The 21495-nt window shown below is 72.4% G+C and carries 20 protein-coding genes; 9 read left to right on the top strand and 11 right to left on the bottom strand.

Features of this window, described 5'->3' with window-relative positions:
- Positions 1-120 precede the first annotated feature (120 nt).
- The 7 genes from ftsH to mnmA form a co-directional block, all read right to left on the bottom strand.
- On the bottom strand, positions 121-2067 hold the full coding sequence (gene ftsH / locus WME75_RS37645) for an ATP-dependent zinc metalloprotease FtsH (RefSeq protein ID WP_437481359.1): 1947 nt from the start codon (positions 2065-2067) through the stop codon (positions 121-123).
- A gap of 171 nt (positions 2068-2238) precedes the next feature.
- Complete coding sequence (gene tilS, locus WME75_RS37650) at positions 2239-3237, bottom strand: tRNA lysidine(34) synthetase TilS (protein WP_437481361.1); 999 nt, start codon at positions 3235-3237, stop codon at positions 2239-2241.
- Positions 3234-3470 carry a hypothetical protein gene (locus WME75_RS37655; protein ID WP_437481363.1) on the bottom strand — a complete coding sequence of 79 codons (237 nt, stop codon included), beginning with the start codon at positions 3468-3470 and terminating at the stop codon, positions 3234-3236. The genes tilS and WME75_RS37655 overlap by 4 nt, the downstream gene beginning before the upstream one ends.
- 148 nt (positions 3471-3618) lie before the next feature.
- Entirely contained in the window at positions 3619-5016 is a 1398-nt protein-coding gene (locus WME75_RS37660) for a class I SAM-dependent RNA methyltransferase (protein WP_437481365.1), read from the bottom strand.
- Positions 5013-7274, bottom strand: a complete 2262-nt coding sequence (locus WME75_RS37665; protein ID WP_437481367.1) for a protein kinase domain-containing protein — start codon at positions 7272-7274, stop codon at positions 5013-5015. Before WME75_RS37665 ends, WME75_RS37660 begins: the two co-directional genes overlap by 4 nt.
- A gap of 190 nt (positions 7275-7464) precedes the next feature.
- Positions 7465-8118: a hypothetical protein gene (locus WME75_RS37670; RefSeq protein ID WP_437481369.1), complete on the bottom strand. Its 654-nt coding sequence runs from the start codon at positions 8116-8118 to the stop codon at positions 7465-7467.
- Complete coding sequence (mnmA, locus tag WME75_RS37675; RefSeq protein WP_437481371.1) at positions 8115-9272, bottom strand: tRNA 2-thiouridine(34) synthase MnmA; 1158 nt, start codon at positions 9270-9272, stop codon at positions 8115-8117. The genes WME75_RS37670 and mnmA overlap by 4 nt, the downstream gene beginning before the upstream one ends.
- A 146-nt stretch (positions 9273-9418) precedes the next feature.
- On the opposite strand from mnmA, the gene WME75_RS37680 reads away from it, so the two are divergent.
- Positions 9419-10741 carry a response regulator gene (locus tag WME75_RS37680; protein ID WP_437481372.1) on the top strand — a complete coding sequence of 441 codons (1323 nt, stop codon included), beginning with the start codon at positions 9419-9421 and terminating at the stop codon, positions 10739-10741.
- Positions 10742-10808: 67 nt separating this feature from the next.
- Here the strand turns inward: WME75_RS37680 and WME75_RS37685 are convergent, their stop codons facing one another.
- On the bottom strand, positions 10809-11417 hold the full coding sequence (locus tag WME75_RS37685; protein WP_437481374.1) for a CPBP family intramembrane glutamic endopeptidase: 609 nt from the start codon (positions 11415-11417) through the stop codon (positions 10809-10811).
- A gap of 93 nt (positions 11418-11510) precedes the next feature.
- Between WME75_RS37685 and purQ the strand changes: the two genes are divergently transcribed.
- The 4 genes from purQ (at position 11511) to WME75_RS37705 (ending at position 14798) form a co-directional block, all read left to right on the top strand.
- Complete coding sequence (gene purQ / locus WME75_RS37690; protein ID WP_437481376.1) at positions 11511-12230, top strand: phosphoribosylformylglycinamidine synthase subunit PurQ; 720 nt, start codon at positions 11511-11513, stop codon at positions 12228-12230.
- Entirely contained in the window at positions 12227-13039 is an 813-nt protein-coding gene (locus WME75_RS37695) for a zinc ribbon domain-containing protein (protein WP_437481378.1), read from the top strand. Before purQ ends, WME75_RS37695 begins: the two co-directional genes overlap by 4 nt.
- Positions 13017-14318 carry a DNA methyltransferase gene (locus WME75_RS37700; protein WP_437481380.1) on the top strand — a complete coding sequence of 434 codons (1302 nt, stop codon included), beginning with the start codon at positions 13017-13019 and terminating at the stop codon, positions 14316-14318. The genes WME75_RS37695 and WME75_RS37700 overlap by 23 nt, the downstream gene beginning before the upstream one ends.
- A 108-nt stretch (positions 14319-14426) precedes the next feature.
- Positions 14427-14798: a hypothetical protein gene (locus WME75_RS37705; RefSeq protein WP_437481382.1), complete on the top strand. Its 372-nt coding sequence runs from the start codon at positions 14427-14429 to the stop codon at positions 14796-14798.
- 28 nt (positions 14799-14826) lie between these two features.
- Here WME75_RS37705 and WME75_RS37710 read toward each other — a convergent pair whose 3' ends face one another.
- Complete coding sequence (locus tag WME75_RS37710) at positions 14827-16095, bottom strand: NAD(P)/FAD-dependent oxidoreductase (protein ID WP_437481384.1); 1269 nt, start codon at positions 16093-16095, stop codon at positions 14827-14829.
- Between the two features lie 123 nt (positions 16096-16218).
- Between WME75_RS37710 and WME75_RS37715 the strand changes: the two genes are divergently transcribed.
- Both WME75_RS37715 and WME75_RS37720 read left to right on the top strand, forming a co-directional pair.
- On the top strand, positions 16219-16530 hold the full coding sequence (locus tag WME75_RS37715; RefSeq protein WP_437481386.1) for a 2Fe-2S iron-sulfur cluster-binding protein: 312 nt from the start codon (positions 16219-16221) through the stop codon (positions 16528-16530).
- 211 nt (positions 16531-16741) lie between these two features.
- Positions 16742-17110, top strand: a complete 369-nt coding sequence (locus WME75_RS37720; RefSeq protein ID WP_437481388.1) for a PDZ domain-containing protein — start codon at positions 16742-16744, stop codon at positions 17108-17110.
- A 16-nt stretch (positions 17111-17126) separates the two neighbouring features.
- Here the strand turns inward: WME75_RS37720 and WME75_RS37725 are convergent, their stop codons facing one another.
- On the bottom strand, positions 17127-17522 hold the full coding sequence (locus WME75_RS37725; protein WP_437481390.1) for a YbjN domain-containing protein: 396 nt from the start codon (positions 17520-17522) through the stop codon (positions 17127-17129).
- Between the two features lie 342 nt (positions 17523-17864).
- Between WME75_RS37725 and metK the strand changes: the two genes are divergently transcribed.
- Positions 17865-19112 carry a methionine adenosyltransferase gene (metK, locus tag WME75_RS37730; protein WP_437481392.1) on the top strand — a complete coding sequence of 416 codons (1248 nt, stop codon included), beginning with the start codon at positions 17865-17867 and terminating at the stop codon, positions 19110-19112.
- Positions 19113-19452: 340 nt separating this feature from the next.
- Positions 19453-20757: a hypothetical protein gene (locus WME75_RS37735; protein WP_437481393.1), complete on the top strand. Its 1305-nt coding sequence runs from the start codon at positions 19453-19455 to the stop codon at positions 20755-20757.
- Between the two features lie 19 nt (positions 20758-20776).
- Here the strand turns inward: WME75_RS37735 and WME75_RS37740 are convergent, their stop codons facing one another.
- Positions 20777-21412: a phenylalanine--tRNA ligase beta subunit-related protein gene (locus WME75_RS37740; protein ID WP_437481395.1), complete on the bottom strand. Its 636-nt coding sequence runs from the start codon at positions 21410-21412 to the stop codon at positions 20777-20779.
- Between the last annotated feature and the right edge of the window lie 83 nt (positions 21413-21495).

A 21495-nucleotide genomic window follows, 5' to 3' on the forward strand; every position in this document is an offset into this window, starting at 1 on the left:
GCCGTTCGGAGGTGAGGGGAATTCGAGGCGTCTCGGGTGCTGCGCCGTGCCGTGCCGCGGCACCGCGGCGGTGCGGGGGCTCGCCCTGTTGGCCGGGCGCGGCCCCCGCGCGCTTCGCGATCAGGTGCTCGGGGCAGGCTTCGGGGTGCCGAAGATGCTGGCCGCGCGGCGCTTCTCCTTGGCTGCGCGATCGCGATCGCTGTAGCTCGGGATCACGACGCGCTGGCGCTGCGGCAGCTCGCGGCCGGAGACGATGGCGTCGACCTCCTCGGCGTCCAGCGTCTCGCGCTCGAGGAGCGCCGTCGCGAGCCGCTCGAGGATCTCGCGGTTGTCGGTGAGGAGCTGCCGCGCCTCGGCGTGGGCGTCGAGGATGAACCGCCGCACCTCGTCGTCGATCTGGTTGGCGATCGTCTCCGAGTAGTCGCGGCGCCGGCTCGTGAAATCGCGCCCGAGGAACACGCTCTCCTCGTCCGAGCCGTACGAGATCGGCCCGACGACGTCGCTCATGCCGAACTCGGTCACCATGCGCCGCGCGAGGTTCGACGCCTGCTTGATGTCGTTGCCCGCGCCGGTCGTGAACTGGCCGAAGATGATCTCCTCCGCGACGCGGCCGCCCATCAGCACCGAGAGCCGCGCCTTGGCGAAGTCCCGCGACATGCTGAGCCGGTCCTCCTTCGGCAGCTGCTGCGTGAGGCCGAGCGCCGGGCCGCGCGGGATGATCGTCACCTTGTGGACCGGATCCGAGAACTTCTCCAGGAGCGTCGCGACCAGCGCGTGCCCGGCCTCGTGGTAGGCCGTGGTCCGCTTCTCCTCGTCGCTGATGACCATGCTGCGGCGCTCGGCGCCCATCATCACCTTGTCCTTGGCCATCTCGAAGTCGACCATCGAGACGACGTCCTTGTCCTGACGCGCCGCGAGGAGGGCCGCCTCGTTGACCAGGTTCTCGATGTCGGCGCCCACGAAGCCGGGCGTCCCGCGCGCCAGGATCTCCATGTCGACGTCCGGGCCGAGCGGGACCTTCTTCGTGTGGACCCGGAGGATGCCCTCGCGGCCACGCACGTCGGGGCGGTTCACGACGATGCGCCGATCGAAGCGGCCAGGCCGCAGGATCGCAGGGTCGAGGACGTCGGGGCGGTTCGTCGCGGCGACGATGATCACGCCCTCGTTCGACTCGAAGCCGTCCATCTCGACGAGCAGCTGGTTCAGCGTCTGCTCGCGCTCGTCGTGACCGCCGCCGAGGCCCGCACCGCGGTGGCGGCCGACCGCATCGATCTCATCGATGAAGATGATGCACGGCGCGTGCTTCTTGCCCTGCTCGAACAGGTCGCGCACCCGGCTCGCGCCGACGCCGACGAACATCTCGACGAAATCCGAGCCGGAGATCGAGAAGAACGGCACCCCCGCCTCGCCGGCGATCGCGCGCGCGAGGAGCGTCTTGCCCGTCCCGGGGGGGCCCATCATCAGGACGCCCTTCGGGATCCTGCCGCCGAGCTTCTGGAACTTCTTCGGGTCCTTGAGGAACGCGATGATCTCCTCGAGCTCGTCCTTCGCCTCGTCGATGCCCGCGACGTCGGCGAACGTCACCTTGTTCTGCGCCTCGCTGAGCAGCCGGGCGCGCGACTTGCCGAAGCTCATCGCCTTGCCGCCGCCGGCCTGGAGCTGGCGCATGAACAGGTAGAACATCACGAGCAGGAAGATCGTCGGCAGGAGGTACATGATGGCCCCCGGCCAGAACGGAGAGGCGTCCTCCTTCTCGAAGAACACCGCGACCTTGTTGTCGACGATCGTCTTCGTGATCTGGTCGGCGTTCTCAGGGCCGATCGTGACCTTCTTCGTCTTCGCCCCGCTCTTCGGGTCCTTGACCCAGAAGGTGTACTCGCGGTCCTTGATGGTGACCGACTCGACGTGCGGTTCCTGGTCCTTGGCCTCGACCTGGACCTGGGCAATGAACTCGCTGAACGCGACCTGCGTGGCGGGCCGGGAATCCGGGCTCAAGAACCGCCAGATCGCCAAGAACATCATGATCAGCAGAACCCAGAGCAGCAGCGTCTTGTGCGATTGCTTCACGAGGACCCTCTAAGCTCGCGCGGCGAGCCGGCGTGTACCGAAATTGTACGCGTGTTCCAGTCAGCATGCCACCCGTCAGCTCGGTCGTCGACCGCTCGACCGCGGGTCTTCCCCGCGGTGACACGGCGAAAAAGGGAACTCGACAGGGGGACGCGGGTGGGGTGCATGCGGTCAGGCCCCGCGACGTACAGACTTGTCCTTGATAAGCACGCTGGACTCCTCTGGAAAGCCCAGGGCAATCTCTCCGCCACCGCGAACCCGGACGCGCAGCGGCCGCCCGAGCTTGCGAGCCCGCTCGATCGCGAGCCGCTGCGCCCGGCCGAGCGGCACCGAGAGCGGCTCGCTGCCGTTGAGGACGGCCGGTTCCACGCCGGAAGGCCGATCTCGGCTGGCAACGAGCATGTCCGAGAGCGCGCAGAGGTGCTCGACGATCGCCGGCGACAGGTCCTCGAGGAGCGGGAGGAGCTCGCGGCGAACGCGAACGCGGGTGAAGCGGGGGTCCCCGTTGCTGGGATCCTCCGCGAAGGCCAGATGATGTCGGCTGAGGTGGGCCAGCACGTCGGCGCGGCGGGCGAGGAGCAATGGGCGGATGAGCTCGACGCCGGCTGCCGAGCCCGGCTCCACACCGCTGCACGCCGCGCCGGCGTCAGGCCAGAGCGGAGCGCGCGGCGGCAGCACGGCCAACCCTCGCGGCCCCGCGCCTCGCAGCAGGCGCAACAGCACCGTCTCGGCCCGGTCGTCCGCGGTGTGACCGGTCGCGATCGCGCGGGCGCCGTGCGCCGCCGAGGCAGCCGCAAGCGCGGCGAACCGGGCGGCACGCGCCCTGGCCTGGAGATTCGCGCCGGGCGCCACGTCCACACGGGTGCTGGCATAGGGGACGCCGAGCCGCTCGGCCAGGTCGCGCGCGATCGCGAGCTCGGCCGCGGCCGCCGGGCGCAGGCCGTGGTCGACGCCGTGCGCGACGACCTCGTGGCCGATCCGCCGCCGGAGCAGCGCCAGGACGTGCAGCAGCGCCGTCGAGTCGGGGCCTCCAGAGCAGGCGCAGAGGACCACGTCGCCGCGAGCGAGCAGCCGCTCGTCCCGGATCAGCCGCTCGGCCAGGCGGATCAGCGACGGGGGGTGCGACCGGCCCCGCCTGGGCGGCGGGGGAGGTCCGGGGGACGGGCTCATCGCAGCTCGAACGCCTTGCAGAAGATGATCTCGTCGCGGTCGTCGAGCGACGGGCTCACGTGCGGCGCGACCGGGTAACCGAGCGAGCAGCGCGGCGCGCGCTCAGGAGGCGCGGCGACGCCCTCGCCGCGCTCGGTCTCCGCCGGATCGAACGAGGCGCAATCGGGGCAGGCGAACACGAGACGATAGCGCCGCGCCTCGTCGCGGAGGCGCTCGTCGAGGTGGTGAATCATCCCCGCAGCGTAGCGCAAGCCGCTGGGCGGAGGCGCCATGCGGCCGCTCCGCAGCCCTCGATCCGGGCTCGGCGGCGCTGCCTGCAGCGCGACGGGCTGACCGGCGGGGCCGCGCAGCGCGGCGAGCTGCCCCGTGAGACCACGCAGCTCAGCGAGCCGACCGGCGGGCGCGGGTGAGGCGGACGATCGATTCGATGTGGCTCGTCTGAGGGAAGAGCTCGACCGCCTCGATGTCCGTGATCTCGAAGCCGCCGCGGAGGATGACGCCGAGGTCGCGCGCCAGGGTGGCCGGGTCGCACGAGACATAGACGACCACGCGCGCGCCCGAGGCCGCGATCGCGCGCGCCGCGCCGGGCGCCCCGCCGCGTGGAGGATCCAGCACCACGACGTCGGAGCGCGCCGGGATCGGGACCTGATCGGCGTCCGCCTCGATCGCCCGGCCAGCGAGGCCGCGGGCGGCGAGATTCTGACGCAGGCAAGCGACCGCGTCGGGCGAGAGCTCCACCGCCGTGAACGACGCGAGCCCCGGAGCCCCCGGGGCGGAGGCGTCGGCAGGCGCGGCGACCGGGGAAGGTCGCGGCGCGCCGCGCGCGAGGAGCGCCGAGAGCGTCCCGCTCCCGGCGAACAGCTCCAGGACGTGCGGCGGCCGGGTCGAGTCGAGGTGAGCGAGCTCGGCGACGCGGCGGGCGAGCACGGCGCCGCCCTCCTCGGACGGCTGCCCGAAGCCGCCCGGAGCGAGGAGCAACGGCAGGCCGTCGGCGCCCACGATCGCCGGCCGCGGATCACCGAACGACGCGGCCTCGCGCGCGCCGTCCAGCGTGACGCGGGCGCCGGCCCACGCGCCGCGGGCCGTGCGCTCGTCGAGCAGCTGCCACACGGCCGGCGGCAGCTGGCCGCGCCACAGGATCTCGACCACCGGGCGGCCCGAGGCGCCCTGCGAGATGAGGACATCGCCCTCCCCCTCGGCCCCGCGGAGGACGCCGGGCAGCTCGCCGGCGAGCGGCGCGATCGCGTCGACGAGCACAAGGCAGCGGTCGATCGCCACGACGGCGTGCGTCCTCGGCGCGCGGTAGCCCACGCGCACCTCGCCGCGCTCGGCGCGCGCAAACAGCCGCGCGCGCGATCGGTAGCCGAGCGGCTGGGGCGCGGGATGCACACGGATCGGCGGCAGATCGGCGTCGGTGAGCGAGGTCGCCCGCGCGATCGCTTGCCGGAGGATCTGCTCGTGCGCGGCCTGCTGCGCCTCGACGCGGACGTGCATCCAGTCGCAGCCGCCGCAGGCGTCCGCGAAGCGGCAGGGCGGAGCGATGCGGTCGGCGCTCGGCTCGACCACGCGGAGCAGCCTGCCCCTCGCCGGGCGCGCGCTCCGATCGAGCTCGACCTCCACGAGATCCCCCGGCGCCGTCGCGGGAACGAAGACGACCTCGCCCGCGAGCCGACCGACCCCCGCGCCGCCTGCGGCGAGCGCATCGATGCGCACCTGAGCTCGCTCGCCGGCGCGGGGCCGCGCCCTGGCACCGCTCGATCGGCGCTGAACAGCCTTCATCCCTTCATCGTAACGCGCCGCGGGCCCGTCGGGTCGCGGTGGACGAGAGAAGCTTCGCCGACGAGGGCGAGCGCGCGCTCGCGCCGGTCCCCCGCGGACCGCACGTACGCACCGGAACGCGGCTGGCCGGTGGTGGTCGCGCCGGTCGAGGCGGGCGGCGCAGCATCGACGCCCCTGGAGGGCGAGGGCTGCACGGTCATCGTCTTCATGTAGATCAGCGCGCCGATGCCGATGACGCACAGCGCGGTGAGGGCGATGACGGCGACGAGCACGAGCGTGTTCCTGCCATTTCCCTTGGACACCGCGTCCTGCGTGGCGGCCCAGATGGCCGCCGGATCGGGGCGCGGCAGGGAGAGCGCTGTCTCGATCTGCGACTGGGGAGGCTGCGCCGGCGCGGTGGGCGCGAACAGCTGGGCCTGCCCCGAGGTCGTCGATGCCGGCGGCGGGAACGCCGGTGCGGGCGGGCCGGCGAGAGGCGGAGGAACCTGGGCATAACCCTGGCCGTTGAACGGCAGCGCGTACGGGACGGCCGCTTGCCCCTGCGGCGGCGCGTCGAAGGCAGGGGTCCTGCTCACCTGCCGGTAACGCAAAGCATCGCTCGAGCCATGGGGGACCTGAGCTGGGGTCCGGGGCGGAACCTGCTGCGGGAGCGCGATCGTGGACGCGAGCGAATCGTCCAGATCGCTGTCCAGGAGGTTCCCCTTGGGGAGAGTGATCCGATCGTCCGTGTCGAGGTCGAGCGGTGGAGTTGGGATCGGCGGAGGCGGAGCCATGGGGTGGCCGCCGGGCGTGCGCGGTGGGCTCGCGTACCCGGGCGGCGCGCCGGGACGCACCGTGGGAAGAGCAGACCGGACGCCGCGCTGAGAAGGCGGCGCTGGCGCCCGCTCCGGCACCATGCCGGCCGCCGGGCGCAGCATCGGGCGCTCGCCGTGCGGAAGCGACCGCGCCGGCTCGGCGTGCTCGCGCGTCGCGACCGTCGTCGGGACATCCTCGTCGTCGTCCATCAGCGACGTGGCCACCATCTGCCGGCCGGCCGCGTCCCGCTGCGGCGTGCGCCCGACCGGTGCGATCCCGCTCGCCGGCGCGGCGTTCTGTCGCGAGACCTGCGGCGGCGTGAGGCGCTCGTGCGGCTCAGGCTCCCGGCCGCGGCCGCGGAGCCCGACGCTGTCGGTGGCCGTGGTCGAGCTTCGCCCCCGCACCTGCTCGACGTTGATCGTGGACGTCACCTCCGCCGCCCACGCGAGGTGCGCCTCGCGCTTCTGGATGCGGTCGACAAACACCTGCTGCACGAAGTGCGCGACCTCTTCGGAGCCGACGAAGATCCCGCTCCTCATCAGGAAATTTTGCAAGGCCCGTGAAAATTCGCGCGCCGTCTGGAAGCGGTCCTGCTTGTGCTTGGCGAGCGCCTTCATGACGACGCTCTCCAGCTCGATGGGGTAGTCGGGCACGATCGTGGACGGCGGCGGGACCACGCAGGCCTGCACCTTCTCGAGGGTGTCGAGATCCGTGTCCATCCGGAAGAGACGCTGGTTCGTCGTGAGCTCCCAGAGGACGACCCCGAGCGCGAACACATCGGTCGTGCGATCGACCTCGATGCCCCGCACCTGCTCGGGAGACATGTACGCCAACTTGCCTTTCAGCGTCCCCGCGCGGGTGGACGACAGCCGATCGGCGACCTTGGCGATCCCGAAATCCACCACCTTGGTGTAGCCGTCGTAGGTGAGGAACAGGTTGTGCGGGGTCACGTCGCGGTGCACCAGGCCGAGCAGCTGGCCGTTCTTTCCCCGCAGCTCGTGGGCGGCGTGGAGCCCCTCTGCTGCATCCGAGCAGATGCGCGCAGCGAGCTCAGGCGAGAGGCGCAGCCGGCGCTCCTCTGCGCGGCGCATCACCTCCCGGAGCGGCTCGCCGTGGAGATATTCCATGGCGATCCAGTAGGTGTTGTCGTCCTTCCCGAGATCGAAGACCTGCGCGACATTGGCGTGGTTGATGCCAGCCGCGATGCGCGCCTCGTCCAGGAACATGTCGACGAACTGATCGTCCTCGACCAGATGAGGGTGGATCCGCTTGATCGCGACCCATTTCTGGAAGCCGCCCGGACCATCCATGCGGGCCAGGTGAACGCTCGCCATTCCGCCCACCCCGATCTCGTCGACCACGCGGTAACGACCCAGGAAGTAGGTCCCCTGCTGCTTCTCGGACTCCTTCGCGCGCGCTTCTGGCGATGAATGGGTCGACCCGGGGCTGTGAGGTCCGCCCATTCGTGATGCGGGTCGCGGCGGGGGTTGGGGCATGAGCGGTCACTACTTTACCGCGAGTTCGCGGCGCTTTGCCATGTCGTCTCGGCCGGGAGACCTGGCAGATGGTCAGCTTCAATCCACCTGGGTGCTGAAGGTTCCTGTCCCGACAGGTAGGACGCCACCAGAGACCCAGGACGGAGTGGCGACGGGCTCAGGGGAACGGTTGCCCAGGTTGACCTCGCTCGAAGTAGAACCGGAAACTCCCGGTGACCCGCGAGAGGAGCTCCTGCGGGATGGCGTCCGCTGGATGGCCGAGCCCGGCGTCGCGAGGATCACCGACCCAGATGTCGAACGTCGCGTCCGTGTACTTGTCGACCGCGGCCGTCTCGTTGGGATCGCCGCTGAACAGCGCGTGGAACTTGATGGTCCCATCGACGGCGTAGAGCACGGTGTTCTGGTTGTGGCACGACCTCTGGAGGTAAAGCGCCATGTGAACGAGCGGGGCGAGCCCCTCCGGCTTCGGCGTCGGCGGAGGCGAGCCCGGCAGCTCGACGCCGGGCGGGAGCCCGACGCTCAGGTCGACGTCGAGCTTGTTCACCTGATCGTCCCCGCGGATGAGGTCGACGTCATCGATCAGGACCGCGAGGCCGTCCGAGACCTCCTGGAGATCGCTGCCCCGCTGCACCCGGATCAGCAGCGTGGAGCGGTAGGGGACCGCGGCGAAGAAGTCGGGGCGCATGTCGTAGCTGTCGTCCCAGCAGCCCGCAGCCCGCAGCCGCGAGCTGTAGACCTCGCCGTCCCCCTGCCCGAGCGAGCACCCCAGCGAGAGAGCGCAGGCAACGGGCACGAGCAGGCGAGCCGTCACGACGCCGCCCCCGCGCGAAGGGCGGCCTGGATGCGGCCGCCGCCGAGGACGCGGTCGCCCCGGTAAACCACGGCCATCTGACCGGGAGAGACGGCGCGCACCGGGCTGGCGAACCGCGCCACGAAGCTCTCCGCGCCCGTCGCAGGGTCGCGCCGCCGCTCGATGACGCCGGGCGCCCCCTCGTGCCGCGCGCGGACCCGCACCTCGGCCTCCAGGGGGAAGATCGCGTCGTCGCACCACACGGCGTCGGTGATCTCGGCGCCCGCGGCGTAGAGGTCGCCCTCGTCGCCGAGGTGCACCGCGCCGGACCCCGCGTCGAGGCCCACGACGAACGCGGGGCGGCCGAGCGAGACGCCGATGCCCTTGCGCTGGCCCACCGTGAACCCGTGCACCCCGCCGTGCGACCCGACCACGCGGCCGTCCCGATCGACGATGGGGCCGGGCCGGAGCCTGTCCGCCGCGCGCTCGGCCACGAAGGGCGCGTAGCGGCCGGAGGGGATGAAGCAGAGCTCCTGGCTCTCGCCCTTCTCGGCGCCCGGGAGCCCGCGGGCGATCGCCTCGGCGCGCACTTCCTCCTTTGTCGAGTCGCCGAGCGGGAAGAGGAGCCGCGACAGCTCGTCCGACCGGAGCATGTGCAGGAAATAGCTCTGATCCTTGTGTCGATCGCGGCCGCGGTAGAGCCGGGCGCCGCCCTCCTCCACGACGACCCGCGCGTAATGGCCCGTCGCCACCCACGAGACGCCCAGCCGCTCCGCCAGCGGGAACAGCTCCCGGAGCTTGACCGAGCGGTTGCAGGCCACGCACGGGCTCGGCGTCTCGCCCGCGAGGTAGGCGTCGACGAACGGATCGACGACGTGCTCGCGGAACAGGGCGCGGCGGTCGAAGGTGTAGTGCGGGATCCCGAGGTGGTCGGCGACCCGGCGGGCGTCGTGCTGATCCTCGGGCGCGCAGCAGCGGCTCTTGACGCTGCCGTCGTCGGGGTAGTCCCAGAGGTGCAGCGTCACGCCGACGACCTCGTAACCAGCGTCGCAGAGGCGCGCCGCGGCGACCGCGGAGTCGACGCCGCCGCTCATCGCGATGAAGACGCGAGCGCCCGGGGAGGGCCGCTCGCCGGGCTGCGCCGTACCGTCGGCCTCTCGGACAGGAGTTGCCATTTCCGTTCTTATAGCGTGAATCCCTCGCCGCGGTCGGGCGCCACGGGCGAACACGCGCGGGGCAGCCGCGCGCAGCCGGAGGATCAGATCGGCTCGCCGCCATTCACCCTTGGCCAGCCGCGCGACGCGCGTGTACCGTCTGCCAGATGCCGAGCGGGGTCGTGCTCGTGATCGAGGACGAGGAGTATGTCGCGGACCTGCTCGCCACCGCGATCCGCGAGGCGGGTTACGAGGTCATCTACTGCGCCACCGCGGAGGCCGGGCTCTCGACCGCCTGCACCCTGGAGCCCGAGTGCATCGTCTGCGACGTCGGCCTGCCCGACCACGACGGCTACTGGGTCGCCCGCAACGTCCGCACCCAGCCGTCGCGGGTGTCCGTCACCCCCTTCCTTTTCCTCTCCGCCCTCGACGACCAGCAGTCCCGCCTCGAGGGGTTCCACGTCGGCGCCGACGTCTACATGACCAAGCCGTTCCGGGTCGGCGAGGTCGTCGCGCAGATCGGCGCCCTCGTGCAGATGGCGTCCCGCCTCCGCCAGCGGCGGGACAGCCTCATGTCCATCCCTGCCTCCGTCGACCAGACCGCGATCGAGGGCGACCTCAGCCAGATGTCCATCGCGACGGTCCTCACGGTCCTCGAGATGGAGCGGCGGTCGGGCGTGTTCGAGGTGAGCAGCAAGAAGCGGCGCGCTCAGCTCGACATCGCCGAGGGGTGCATCGTCCAGGGGACCGTGGGCGGCACGCGCGTCTCGGCGCTCGCCGCGCTCCGCACCATGCTGGCCTGGAAGGTCGGACGGTTCGCGTTCGTTCCGGGCAGCCGCCCCGTGCCGTCGGAGCGAAAATCCATCGCCGCCTACCTGCTCGAGGCCACCCGGCTCGAGGACGAGAGCACCCGTGTCGAGCTGCAGCTCTCGCCGCCGCGGCGCCGCTCGGAGCCCCGGATCGCGACGACGGCGCTCGGCGGGCCGTCGTCCCTCCTGGACGACGTCGCGCCGCCGTCGTCGCGCGCGCCGCTCGAGGAGCGCCTGCGCCGCGGGCCCGGCGTCACGCCGCGGAAGGCGGCCGACGGCGTCCTGACCGTCTCCGATGTGCCGCCGTCGCTCGAGCTGAGCTTCGAGCTCGAGGCTGCGTCCCCGGGGGCGCCCCCGACGCTGCGCTCGCTCGCCCGCATGACCGCGAAGCCGCCGTCGAGCCGGCGCGGCGCGGCGGAGAGCGAGCCTCCCACGGTCCCGCGGGGCGGGCGTCGGACCTCGCCCTCACGGCCGCCGTCTCGCCGCTCGGCCGTGCCGCCGCTTTCGCCGGGACGCGACGGCGAGGGGCAGGGCGCCGCGGAGACGGGCGAGCTCTCCCGCAGGACCCTCGCGCCTTCGACGCCCCGGCCGGCGAGCCACGAAGAGCCGTCGCGCACGAGCCCGGTCCCCCAGCGACCGGTGCCCGCCAGGCCTCCCCGCCCCGACGCGAAGAAACGTTGAGGGCGGGGGTCCCCCCTCTCTCCTCCCAGGGGGGCCGGGCAGCTCGGCAAGACCTCTCCCCAACCGACTAGAGCGCCGCCTGCCGCCCCGCCTCGCCCGGATCGTGGTCGCGCAGGTAGCTCAGGTTCACCGCGTTCACGACGGCGTGCGCAAGGAACGGCCCGACGAGCGACCCCGTCGCGGCGAAGATGGCGCCGAGCCCGGCGCCGACCGCCATGGCCCACCCCACCCAGACCCAGCGGCTCGGGCCGCGCATCTGGTGCGCCAGGCCAAAGACGAGCGCGCTCAGGAGCACGCCGAGGAGCGGCGTCAGGAGCCCGCGGAAGAGCAGCTCCTCCCCGAGGCTCGAGAGCCCCGCGAGGAGCAGGATCTGGCCGAGCGAGAGGTCCAGCGCGACAGGGCGGAGCTCGCTGTGCAGCCGCCGCGCCCAGTCGAACCGGGCCACCGCGACGCGCGTCATCACGACCAGCCCGGCCGCCAGCGTGAGACCCAGCGCTGCGCTCGTCAGCAGCGCGGCCAGCGGCGGCAACGACAGCCACGGGCTCGGGTGGATCCACGGCAGTCCATCCCGCAGCACAAGGGCCAGCGCGATCGCCAGCGCGGCGAGGACGAGGTAGCCGGAAGCCGCGCGCATCGTCGCGTCGGTCCGGCCGGTCCGCGCCCATCGCGAAGGCATGTCCCATCATGGCACGCCGCCAGAAGGCGGTGAAGCGGCGCGCACCCTCACGACCCCTGGCCGAGCGGCTGCAACCGGGCTACGTCGACGCCCATGCACGCGACCGTGGTCATCTTCCCGGGCTCCAACGCCGATGCCGAAATGATCCATACGCTCCGCGACGTGCTCCAGGTCCGCACGTCGACCGCCTGGCACCGCGACGCCGAGCTCCCCGCTGGCACCGACCTCGTCGCCATCCCCGGCGGGTTCTCCTACGGAGACTACCTGCGCTGCGGCGCCATCGCGCGCACGAGCCAGATCGTCCCCGCCATCCGGCGGCACGTGGAGCGCGGCGGCCTGGTGCTCGGCGTCTGCAACGGGTTCCAGATCCTCACCGAGGCGGGGCTGCTCCCGGGAGCCCTCACCCGCAACGCGCACCTCCGCTTCGAGTGCCGCGACATCTTCGTGACGCCGCGCGCGGAAGGGCCGTTCACGAGCGGCCTGCCTCGGGTGCTCCGCCTGCCGATCGCCCATGCCGAGGGGCGGTATCAGGCGGATCCGGAGACGCTCCGCAAGCTCGTCGAGGATCGCGCCATCGCGCTCCAGTACTGCGACCGGGAGGGGCTGGTCGGCGGGGACGCGAACCCCAACGGATCGGCGATGGACATCGCCGGCATCTACGGCGGGCCCCGGCGCAACGTGCTCGGGCTGATGCCCCACCCCGAACGGATGAGCGTGCCCTTCCAGGGCTGCGCGGACGGGCGCGCCCTGTTCGACGCCGTGCTGCACCACGTGAGCGGCGCCCGCTCGGTATCCGCCGCGAGCGCGCCGTGACCCAGGCGTCGGCCGGCGACGCCCGCTGTCATGTGTGCGCCGCGGCGCTCGCGCCGGGGAGCGATCGCTGCCGGCAGTGCGGCGCGGACCCGCGCGCCGAGGCGTGCCCGCACTGCGGCGGCGTGGCCGGCGTCTCTGCGCACCCCGAGCTGCGCTTCCGGTGCGATGTCTGCGGCGGCCCGCGCGTCCCGGTGACCGACGCCCGCGTCAAGCGATCCGGCCGCGAGCTGCCGCTGCTCCAGAAGGCGCGCGCCGCGACCTCGGCGCGCTCGGTCTGGCGGGCCGCGGGCATCGCGGCCAGCGCGCTCTTCGGCTTCGAGGTGTTCCTGTTCGCCGTGCTGCTGCTCGTCCTCGACGCGAGCGTCGGGCTCTTCGCCGCCGGCCTCCTGACGATGGCGCCCGTCGCCGCCTTCGCCCTCTTGTCGTTCCGGCGGGCCAAGTCGCGGAGCCGGGACATCGCGCCCGCGCTCGACGCGGCGTGGGTCTCCGTCGCGTCCGACGTCGCCCGCCAGACCGAGCACCCGCTCACCGCCGGCGGGCTCGCCTCGACCCTCCGGATCGCCGAGCCCCAGGCCGAGGAGCTGCTCGCGCTGCTCGAGGTCAACGATGTCGTGCGCGGCGCGATAAGCCCCGCGGGCGAGTTCGGCTACGCGCCGAAGCTCCGCGTCGGCGCCTCGCCGGCGGTCGAGCTCGGGGCCGGCGAGGCCGGGGCCGAGAGCGCGGCGCACGCCCTCGCCGCCGAGGACGAAGCGCTCACCGCCGAGCCCCTGACGCAACGGACCGCCCATGTCGAGCCCACGAAGCGCTGATCCCAAGCCGAAGCCGGACGCCCCGCGGCAGAAGACCCGCGCGATCCGGCCTGCGCCACAGGCGCGCCGCGCCCTGACGAACGTCGGCGGCGCGACGCGGCTCGAGGGCGATCCGGCCGACGCGGCGATGCTCGCCCACGCGCTCGATGTCGCCAGCTCGAGCACGGCGGAGGAAGCGGCCCGCGCCCACGTCCACGGGTTCCACAGCTACCCGGCGCGGATGCATCCGGACACGGCCCGGCGGCTCATCGAGGCGCTCTCCAGGCCGGGCGAGCGGGTGCTCGATCCGTTCTGCGGCAGCGGCACCGTCCTCGTCGAGGCCCGGCTCGCGCGCCGGGCAGCGATCGGCGTCGACGCGAACCCCCTCGCCGTACGCCTGGCCCGCCTGAAGGTGCAGGACAGCACCCCGGGCGAGCGCGAGCGGCTCGTCGCCGCGGCCCGCGAGGTCGCGTCCGCCGCCGATGAGCGCCGCAAGGCGCGCGCCGGCCCGAGCCACAGGTACGGCCCCGAGGACGTCGCCCTGTTCGAGCCGCACGTGCTGCTCGAGCTCGACGGGCTCCGCGTCGGCCTCGACCGCCTCGCGGGCCACGGCGCCGACGCGCTGCGCGCGGATCTCGAGCTCGTCCTCTCGGCCATCCTCACGAAGCTCAGCCGCCGCACGTCCGACACGTCGGAGCACGAGCTGCCGCGGCGGATCGCCGCCGGCTATCCGGCGCGGCTGTTCATCCGCAAGGCGGAGGAGCTCGCCCAGCGCCTCGCCGACGTCGCCGCGCCGCTGTCCGCGAGCCCGCCCGCGTTCATCGAGGAGGGCGACGCGCGCGTGCTGCGCGGCGTCGAGCCCGGCTCGGTCCACCTCGCGGTCACGTCGCCGCCCTACCCGGGCGTCTACGACTACCTCGCCCACCACGAGGCGAGGCTGCGCTGGCTCCGGCTCCGGAGCGCCCGCTTCGAGCAGGACGAGATCGGCGCCCGCCGGCACCTCGATCCGCTCGGCCCCGACGCCGGCCGCGTGCGCTGGCGCGAGGAGCTCGGCGGCGTGCTCGTCGCGCTCGCGCGCGTCCTCCGGAGCGGGGCGCCGCTCGTGCTGCTGCTCGCCGACAGCGTGGTGGCCGGCGCGCCGGTCTACGCGGTCGACGTGGTCCGGGCCGCGGCGTCCGGGGCGCGCTTCGCGGTCCGCGCGGTCGCCTCGCAGCCGCGCCCCCACTTCCACCGCCCGACGGCGCGCGCCTTCCAGCGACGCCCGCGCCACGAGCACGCCATCCTGCTGATCCGCGCCTGATCGGCCGAAAATTGCCCCGCGGCGCGGGCCCATGGCAGGGTGCCCCGGCCTCGAGCAGGGCGTGACGCGGCCGGCACCGGCCGCCGGCGACGCCCCGGGCGCGCGACGATGGCAAGAGCACTCCTCGGACTTCTCCTCCTGTGTGGCACCTCCGTCCTCGGCTGCGGCACGGCCGGCGGCGAGGCCGGGAATACCGACCTCGACAGCACGGGGGTCGACGCGTGCGACGGCTACCTGGCCACGATGACCGCCTGCGCCAGCAAGCTGCCCGCGGAGACGAGGAAGGGCCACGAGGCCGCGATCCGGATCGCGCGCGACGTGCTCGAGGCGAAGGCGGAGGCCGACGACGAGGCGCTGAAGGGCGACGCGAGGGCGGAGGCGCGCGGCGCGCTGTCGGCCGCCTGCAAGCAGATGAGCGACGAGGTCCGGGGCCGCGACGCCTGCGGCCGCGCGCTGACCGAGCGCGCGGCCGCGCGCTGACCGAGCGCGCGGAGCCGCTCGCCGCGCGTCACGTGAAGGTGGGCACCTCCGGCGGATAGTACTGCTGGAGGAACGACGCCCACTGCGGGCGCCGCTCGGCGTGGAACACGTCGCCCGCGAGCATGCTGGTGATGAGCTTGCGCATCGTGGGCCGCTGGTTCTCCTCGAACAGGGTCTCCCGGAAGTGGCCCTTGTAGAAGCCCTGCACGACGCCCAGGAAGAGATCGACGGCGTAACGGACCTCCGCCTCGTAGCCCGCGAACGCGGCGCGCGAGGTGTCCCCGGCCTCGAGCGCGCGGTGGATCGCCGTGGCCGCCAGATCGGCGCCCTTGATGGCGAGGTGCGCGCCCGTCGAGAAGAGCGGGTCGAGGAAACCGCCCGCGTCGCCCACGAAGAGCCAGCCGTCTCCGGCGAGCTGATCGATCCGGTACGAGAAGTCGGCGAGCGCGCCCACCGGCCTGGTGCGCCGCGCGTTCGCGAGGAACTCCCGCGCCCAGCCGCTCTCGGCGACGGTGCGGTCGAAGAGCTCGTCCAGGCTCTCCCCCTTCCTCCGGCTCCGGAGCCAGCTCGACGACACGACCGCGCCGACGCTCGTCACCTCGCCGCGGAACGGGATGAACCAGAACCACCCGTGCTCGAAGATGATCACCTGGATGTTGCCCTGGTGGATCCCTTCCTCGCGGACCACGCCCTCGTAGTGGGCGAAGAGCGCCGTCTTGTCGAGCTCGGCCACCTGCGCCTTGCGCCGCATCCTCGAGGCGAGGAGCGTGTCCCGCCCCGTCGCGTCCACGATCACCGGCGCGCGGAGCTCGACGGCGTCGCTCGGGTCGGCGAGCGCGGCGTCGCCGGACCGAGCGCGAGGCCGCGCGCGCACCCCGACCGCGCGGGAGCCGTCGAACAGCACCTCGACGGCCTCCCACGACTCGCGCACCTCCGCCCCGAGGTCCGCCGCGTGCCGCAGCAGCAGCTGGTCGAACGCGTCGCGCTGCACCTGGTAAGCGAACTCGAACTTCGGCTCGAACGCGTCGGCGAAGCTGTACGTCCGCATCCGCCCCGTCGACGAGCACAGGAACCGGGCGCCGTATTTGCGGAGGAAGAGCGCGTCCAGCTTCTCGTCCAGCCCGAGCCGCTCGAAGATCTCGCGCGAGCGCGGCAGCAACGACTCGCCGATGTGAAAGCGAGGGAACCTCTCCCGCTCGAGCACGAGGGCCCGGCGGCCGAGCCTGGCCAGCGACGCGGCGAGCGTCGACCCACCCGGCCCGCCGCCGAGGATGATTGCGTCCCAGCGATCCGTCATGCGCCCGTCGTATAGTGCGTGGAGACGCCCGCGAAAATGCGCTCTCGGCGCCAGCGCCGCGAGCCGACACGCCCCCGCCGCTCGGGCGGTGGCCCCGCGGTCACGGTGCAGGAGGAAGCGGCGATGCCCACGGTTGTGTTCGAGGCCAGCGCGCTCGGTCCCGCCGTCTCCGCGGAGGCGGGAGCGGGCAGGCTCATCGATGTCTGCGACGACGCGCGCGCTCCGGTCGTGTTCTCGTGCCGCGACGCGCGCTGCGCCACCTGCCGCGTCGAGGTCGTCGAGGGGGAGCAGCACCTCGAGCCGCCCACGCGCGGCGAGCTCGATCGCCTCGAGCGCCTCGGCGCCCCGCCGCGCCTGCGCCTCGCCTGCCAGGCGGTGCTCCGCGCCGGCCCGGGGCTGGTCCGGTTGCGCGGCGTGATCGACGGCGACGGCTGAAGCTGCCCCGGCGCTGGCGGGGCTGGCCAACGGTGTGACGGCAGCGACGGCCACGGCAGCGCCGTCAACGGAGCTTCACCGACCTGCTTATCGCCCAGAGCGCGACGAGGAGGCGCCTGAGCGGCGATGTCTCCGCCCGGATCAGCTGCTTTATCTGATCTGCGCTGGTCGAGGGGCGTACGGGAGGCCCCGGGGGCGCTATGGTGTCGCCGTGGCAAGCAGATCCTGGAGCGCGGCGCTCCTCCTCATGGCCGCCGGTTGCACCGCCAGCGTGGGATCCATCGGGGCCGTCCTGGGGAGAGACAACGAGTCGCAGGCGCTCTACGTGCGCGACGTGCCGCGAGGGCTCGCCGCCGAGCGGGCCGGGCTGATCCCGGGCGACGAGCTCGTGATGATCGATGGCGTCTATGTCCGGGATCTCTCGTCGGCCCAGCTGCGCGATCGGCTCCGCGGCGCCGTCGGGAGCGCCGTCGAGATCACGGTCGTGCGCGGGAGCGACGTGCGGCGCGTCCGGGTCGTGCGCAGCGAGCTGAAGGCGCACGAGGGGCTCAAGCCGAGAGAAGAGCAGATCGTGCCATGACGCGCCGGCCGGCGCCTCACGGCGCGGCGAGCTCCACGAGCTCGGCATAGTGCTTGTTCGCATAGAAGGAGAGCACGTCGACGGCGTCGCGCACCTCGCTCGGATCGAGGTCCTGGAGGCGATACTCGACACTGAGGATCACGTCGCCTTCCTCATCGGCCGAGAGCTTGGCCATGTTGATCTCGCGGTTCAGCTGGAGGAGGCGCCGCACGATCGCGTCGCCCTCCTCGAGATCCATCGGGAGCCGCACGAACGGGATCACCGCGAAGACGACGAAGGGAGGTGAGAGCCGCACGAACAGAGGGAAGAGCCGCTCGGCCCCCTGGAAGTCGCTGCGCAGCGTGTCGGTGGACACGACCTCCACAGCCCAGCCCTCACGCTCGAGGCAGGTCTTGATCTCGTCGAACGTCATGCGTGGCATCATAGCCGCTGGAGACGCGCCTCCGGGAGTGCGCTGGACGGGAAGCGGGAGGCGGACGCGCCGCGATCGTCCGATCTCGCGGGCCGCCCGGCGAGATCCCCGTCGGCGGCGCAGCTCCTTCGCCTGGCGCCGGCCACGGCGGCGCGCCGGCAGGCCAGGTGCTGCCCACGCAGCGGCGCGCGCCGACATCGCGCTCGGGCCGCGCGGGCCGGCCCAGCCGGCAGCGCGTCCGGCCGGCGCTTTTGTCCCCGACCGGCCGCGGCCCGCGTTGACGGTTCCCCGCGCTCGAACTATGCGAGAGGTCCGTTTTCGAGCCCGCCGAAGGAGCGATTCATGCGCCGTTACCAGTTCACTTCCGAGTCCGTCACCGAAGGTCACCCCGACAAGGTGTGCGACCAGATCTCCGACGCGATCCTCGATGGCATCATCGAGAAGGATCCGACGGCCCGCGTCGCCTGCGAGACCCTGGTGAAGACGGGCATGGCCGTCGTGGCCGGCGAGATCACGACCTCGGCGTGGGTCGATATGCCGGTCGTCGTGCGCAGCACAATCAAGGACATCGGCTACACCGATGCCTCGATGGGCTTCGACTACGAGACTTGCGCGGTGCTCACGGCGATCGAGAAGCAGTCGCCCGATATCTCCCGCGGGGTCACCGAGGGCGAGGGCCTCTTCAAGGAGCAGGGCGCCGGCGATCAGGGGCTCATGTTCGGCTTCGCGACCGACGAGACGCCGGAGCTGATGCCCGCCCCGATCACCTATGCCCACCGCCTCGCCCGGAAGCTCGCCGATCTCCGCAAGTCGAAGAAGCTCGATTGGCTGCGCCCCGACGGCAAGACCCAGGTCACGATCGAGTACGAGGAGTACACGCCCATCCGCGTGAGCGCCGTCGTCGTGTCGACGCAGCACAGCCCCGAGGTCAAGCACAAGACGATCGTCGACGCCGTGCGGAGCATGATCATCGAGAAGAGCATCCCGGCGAAGCTGATGGATCGGAACACGAAGGTGTACGTGAACCCGACCGGCCGCTTCGTGGTCGGCGGCCCGTTCGGCGACGCCGGCCTCACCGGCCGCAAGATCATCGTCGACACCTACGGCGGCATGGGCCGGCACGGCGGCGGCGCCTTCAGCGGCAAGGACCCGACGAAGGTCGATCGCTCCGCCTGCTACTACGCGCGCTACGTCGCGAAGAACGTCGTCGCGTCCAAGCTCGCCTCGCGCTGCGAGGTGCAGATCGCCTACGCCATCGGCGTCGCGCAGCCGGTCGGCGTGCACATCAACACCTTCGGCACCGGCCGCGTAGGTGACGAGGTGCTCGAGAAGTACATCATGCAGAACTTCGACATGCGGCCGAAGGCGATCATCGAGCAGCTCGACCTGCTGAAGCCCATCTACCGCAAGACGGCGGCGTACGGCCACTTCGGCCGCGACGAGTTCAGCTGGGAGAAGACGACCCGCGCCGCCAAGATGGCCGAGGATCTGCTGCGCCCGACGCTCTCCGCGGTGCCCGTGACCGTGAACGGCTCCGGCAAGAAGGAGTCGAAGCGCAAGAGCAAGAAGGAAGTGGGCGCCCAGGCCTGATCGTCCAGAACGTCCCGCCCGGCGCAGGTGGCGCGGGGCACGTTCTGGCGGCCCAAGCCCCTCACGGGGACAGAGAGCGCCGGCGCTGTAAAAGCGCCGGCGCTCTCTGCTTTGTCGACGATCTGTCGCTGCGGCTCGCCTCCTGTGAAACGCGCTGGGCGCTGGCGCCTGTCCCGGGAGCCGGTGCCACGATGTGCGAATCCGACTCACAAAAAAGCACCGCGCTTCGCCGGGATGGGCTGACTGTTGCTGCGGCTTCTGCTGATAAAATCATCGTCGACTCCCGTATCGCCGGCTCGCCCTGAACCGCCCTGGTTCCATGCGACCTCGAGGAGCACCGATGACACGTTGGTTGAATTTCTTGAGCTTCATGACCGCGGCGGGCTGCATGGGCGTGGCCTGCACCGGGAACATCGGACCGGTGGGCGGCCTCGCCGCTGGCGGGGAGGGCGGCGCCGGGAGCACCTCGGGCGCCGACGTGATACCGCCGCCCGCGACGACCGACGCGGCGACCACCACCACGGGCACTGAGGGCGCGGGGGCAGCGGGGGGCGCGGACTGCGGCGGCTCGCCGGACGACGACGCGGACGGCGACGGCTTCACGGAGGACCTCGGCGACTGCGACGACTGCAACGCGCTGGTCAACCCGGCGGCGCTGGAGCTCGCGACGGTCGGCGGCGAAGGGGGCGCCGCGCCGGAGCCTGTCGACGACGACTGCGACACCTTCGTCGACAACGTGCCCGAGCCGTGCGACGACGGGATCGCGATCGACGACGCGGAGCCGTTCAGCGCCGCAAGGGCGGTCGAGCTGTGCAAGACGCCGCGCTGGCCCGGCGACTGGGGGGTGCTCTCCGCGGCCTGGGTCATGGTCGACGGCGCGCCGCCCCCGGAAGGGGAGGAGCAGCACGCCAACTTCCACCTCGGGCACGGTATCCTGCCCAGGTTCGGGCGCAACGTCCCGCCGAAGGCAGGCGCGCGGCTGCTCGCCCTCTCGAGCGGCACGGCGCGGCAGCAGGACGACGAGGGCTTCGAGAGCCCGGTGGGGTTCAACAAGAAGTACGAGGGCGAGTTCCCCCAGAACTTCCCGAAGGCCCCGCACGGCTGCGAGGGTCTCGTGCCCGCGAAGCCGTCCGACCCGACCGCCATCGAGATCACGATCCGGGTCCCGTCGAACGTCCGCGGCTTCGCGTTCAACAGCTACTATCTCACCTACGACTGGCCGCATGCCTGCAACGATTTCAACGATTACTTCGTCGCCTTCCTCACGCCGCGGCCAGCCAACCTCATCGATGGGCACATCCTCTTCGACGACAAGAAGAACGCGATGAGCATCAACAACACCCTGATCGACGTCTGTGCCTGCGAGGGCGGCCCCCCCTGCGATCTCGACGGCCGGGTGTACGCGTGCACGAGCGAGACGAGCGAGCTGCTCGGGACGGGGTTCGAGAGCCGCGCTGGGACGGGCTGGCTCGTCACCTCGGCGCCCGTGGAGCCGAACCAGGAGATCAAGATCCGGTGGGGAGCGTACGACGCCGGCGATCACGAGCTCGATTCGACCGGGCTCGTCGACAACTGGGTGTGGCTCACCGAGAAGGACGAGACCGTGGTCACGACGCCCGTCGATCGGCCTGCGCCGGCGCCGTAGCGCGCCTCGCGCCGGCGGCTCAGGCCGCGATCGGCGCGTCCGAGGTCGCCGCGCCGACGCCGGCGAGCAGCTCCCTGTACCAGGCGGCCGCCTCCGCCGCGCGGCCCGGCAGCGCGCGGCTGCCCCAGAGGACCGAGAGCGTGCGCGTCGTCCCGGCGTGCGTCTTCGTCCGCTGCGCGTCCTTCACGGCGTTGGCGCACGGGCCTCCTGCATCGAAGACGCAGAGGAGCCCCTCGAGGTCGATCTCCTGCCCCGAGGCGTTGAACACGTAGCGGGCGCCGGCGGGCGCGACGTCGATGCGGAGCGGGGGCCTTGCGCGGTCGAGATCGATCACGCTGATGGGCAGCCCGGTGTGCAGCGACACGGCGTTGCACGCGTCCACGGCCGCGTTGATGGTCGCGAGCGAGCCCGCCTCGGCGGCGCGGAGGAGGTACTCGGAGGCCGGCTTGCCCCGGCCGGTCGGCTTGTAGCCGCCGTGCCGGAGCAGATCGCGCACCGCCGACCGCACGGCGTCGTCCGAGCGGAACGGGGCCGAGGCCTTGTCGGACAGGAGGCCGCGGAGCGCGTCGCTCACCGGCAGCTCGCCGAGCGGCGCGGGGAAGGTCGTGACGAAGGCGGCGGCTTCGAGCAGGGGATGCGCCGAGATCGTGAGCACGCGGCGCACTCTACACCAGCGGCGCGGCCGCGCGAGCGGCGTCCGCGGCAGACGCGCGAGCGTCGATATCGGCGAGCTGCTCG

The sequence above is a fragment of the Sorangium sp. So ce1014 genome (genome assembly GCF_051521505.1).
In the GTDB taxonomy this organism is placed as follows: domain Bacteria; phylum Myxococcota_A; class Polyangia; order Polyangiales; family Polyangiaceae; genus Sorangium.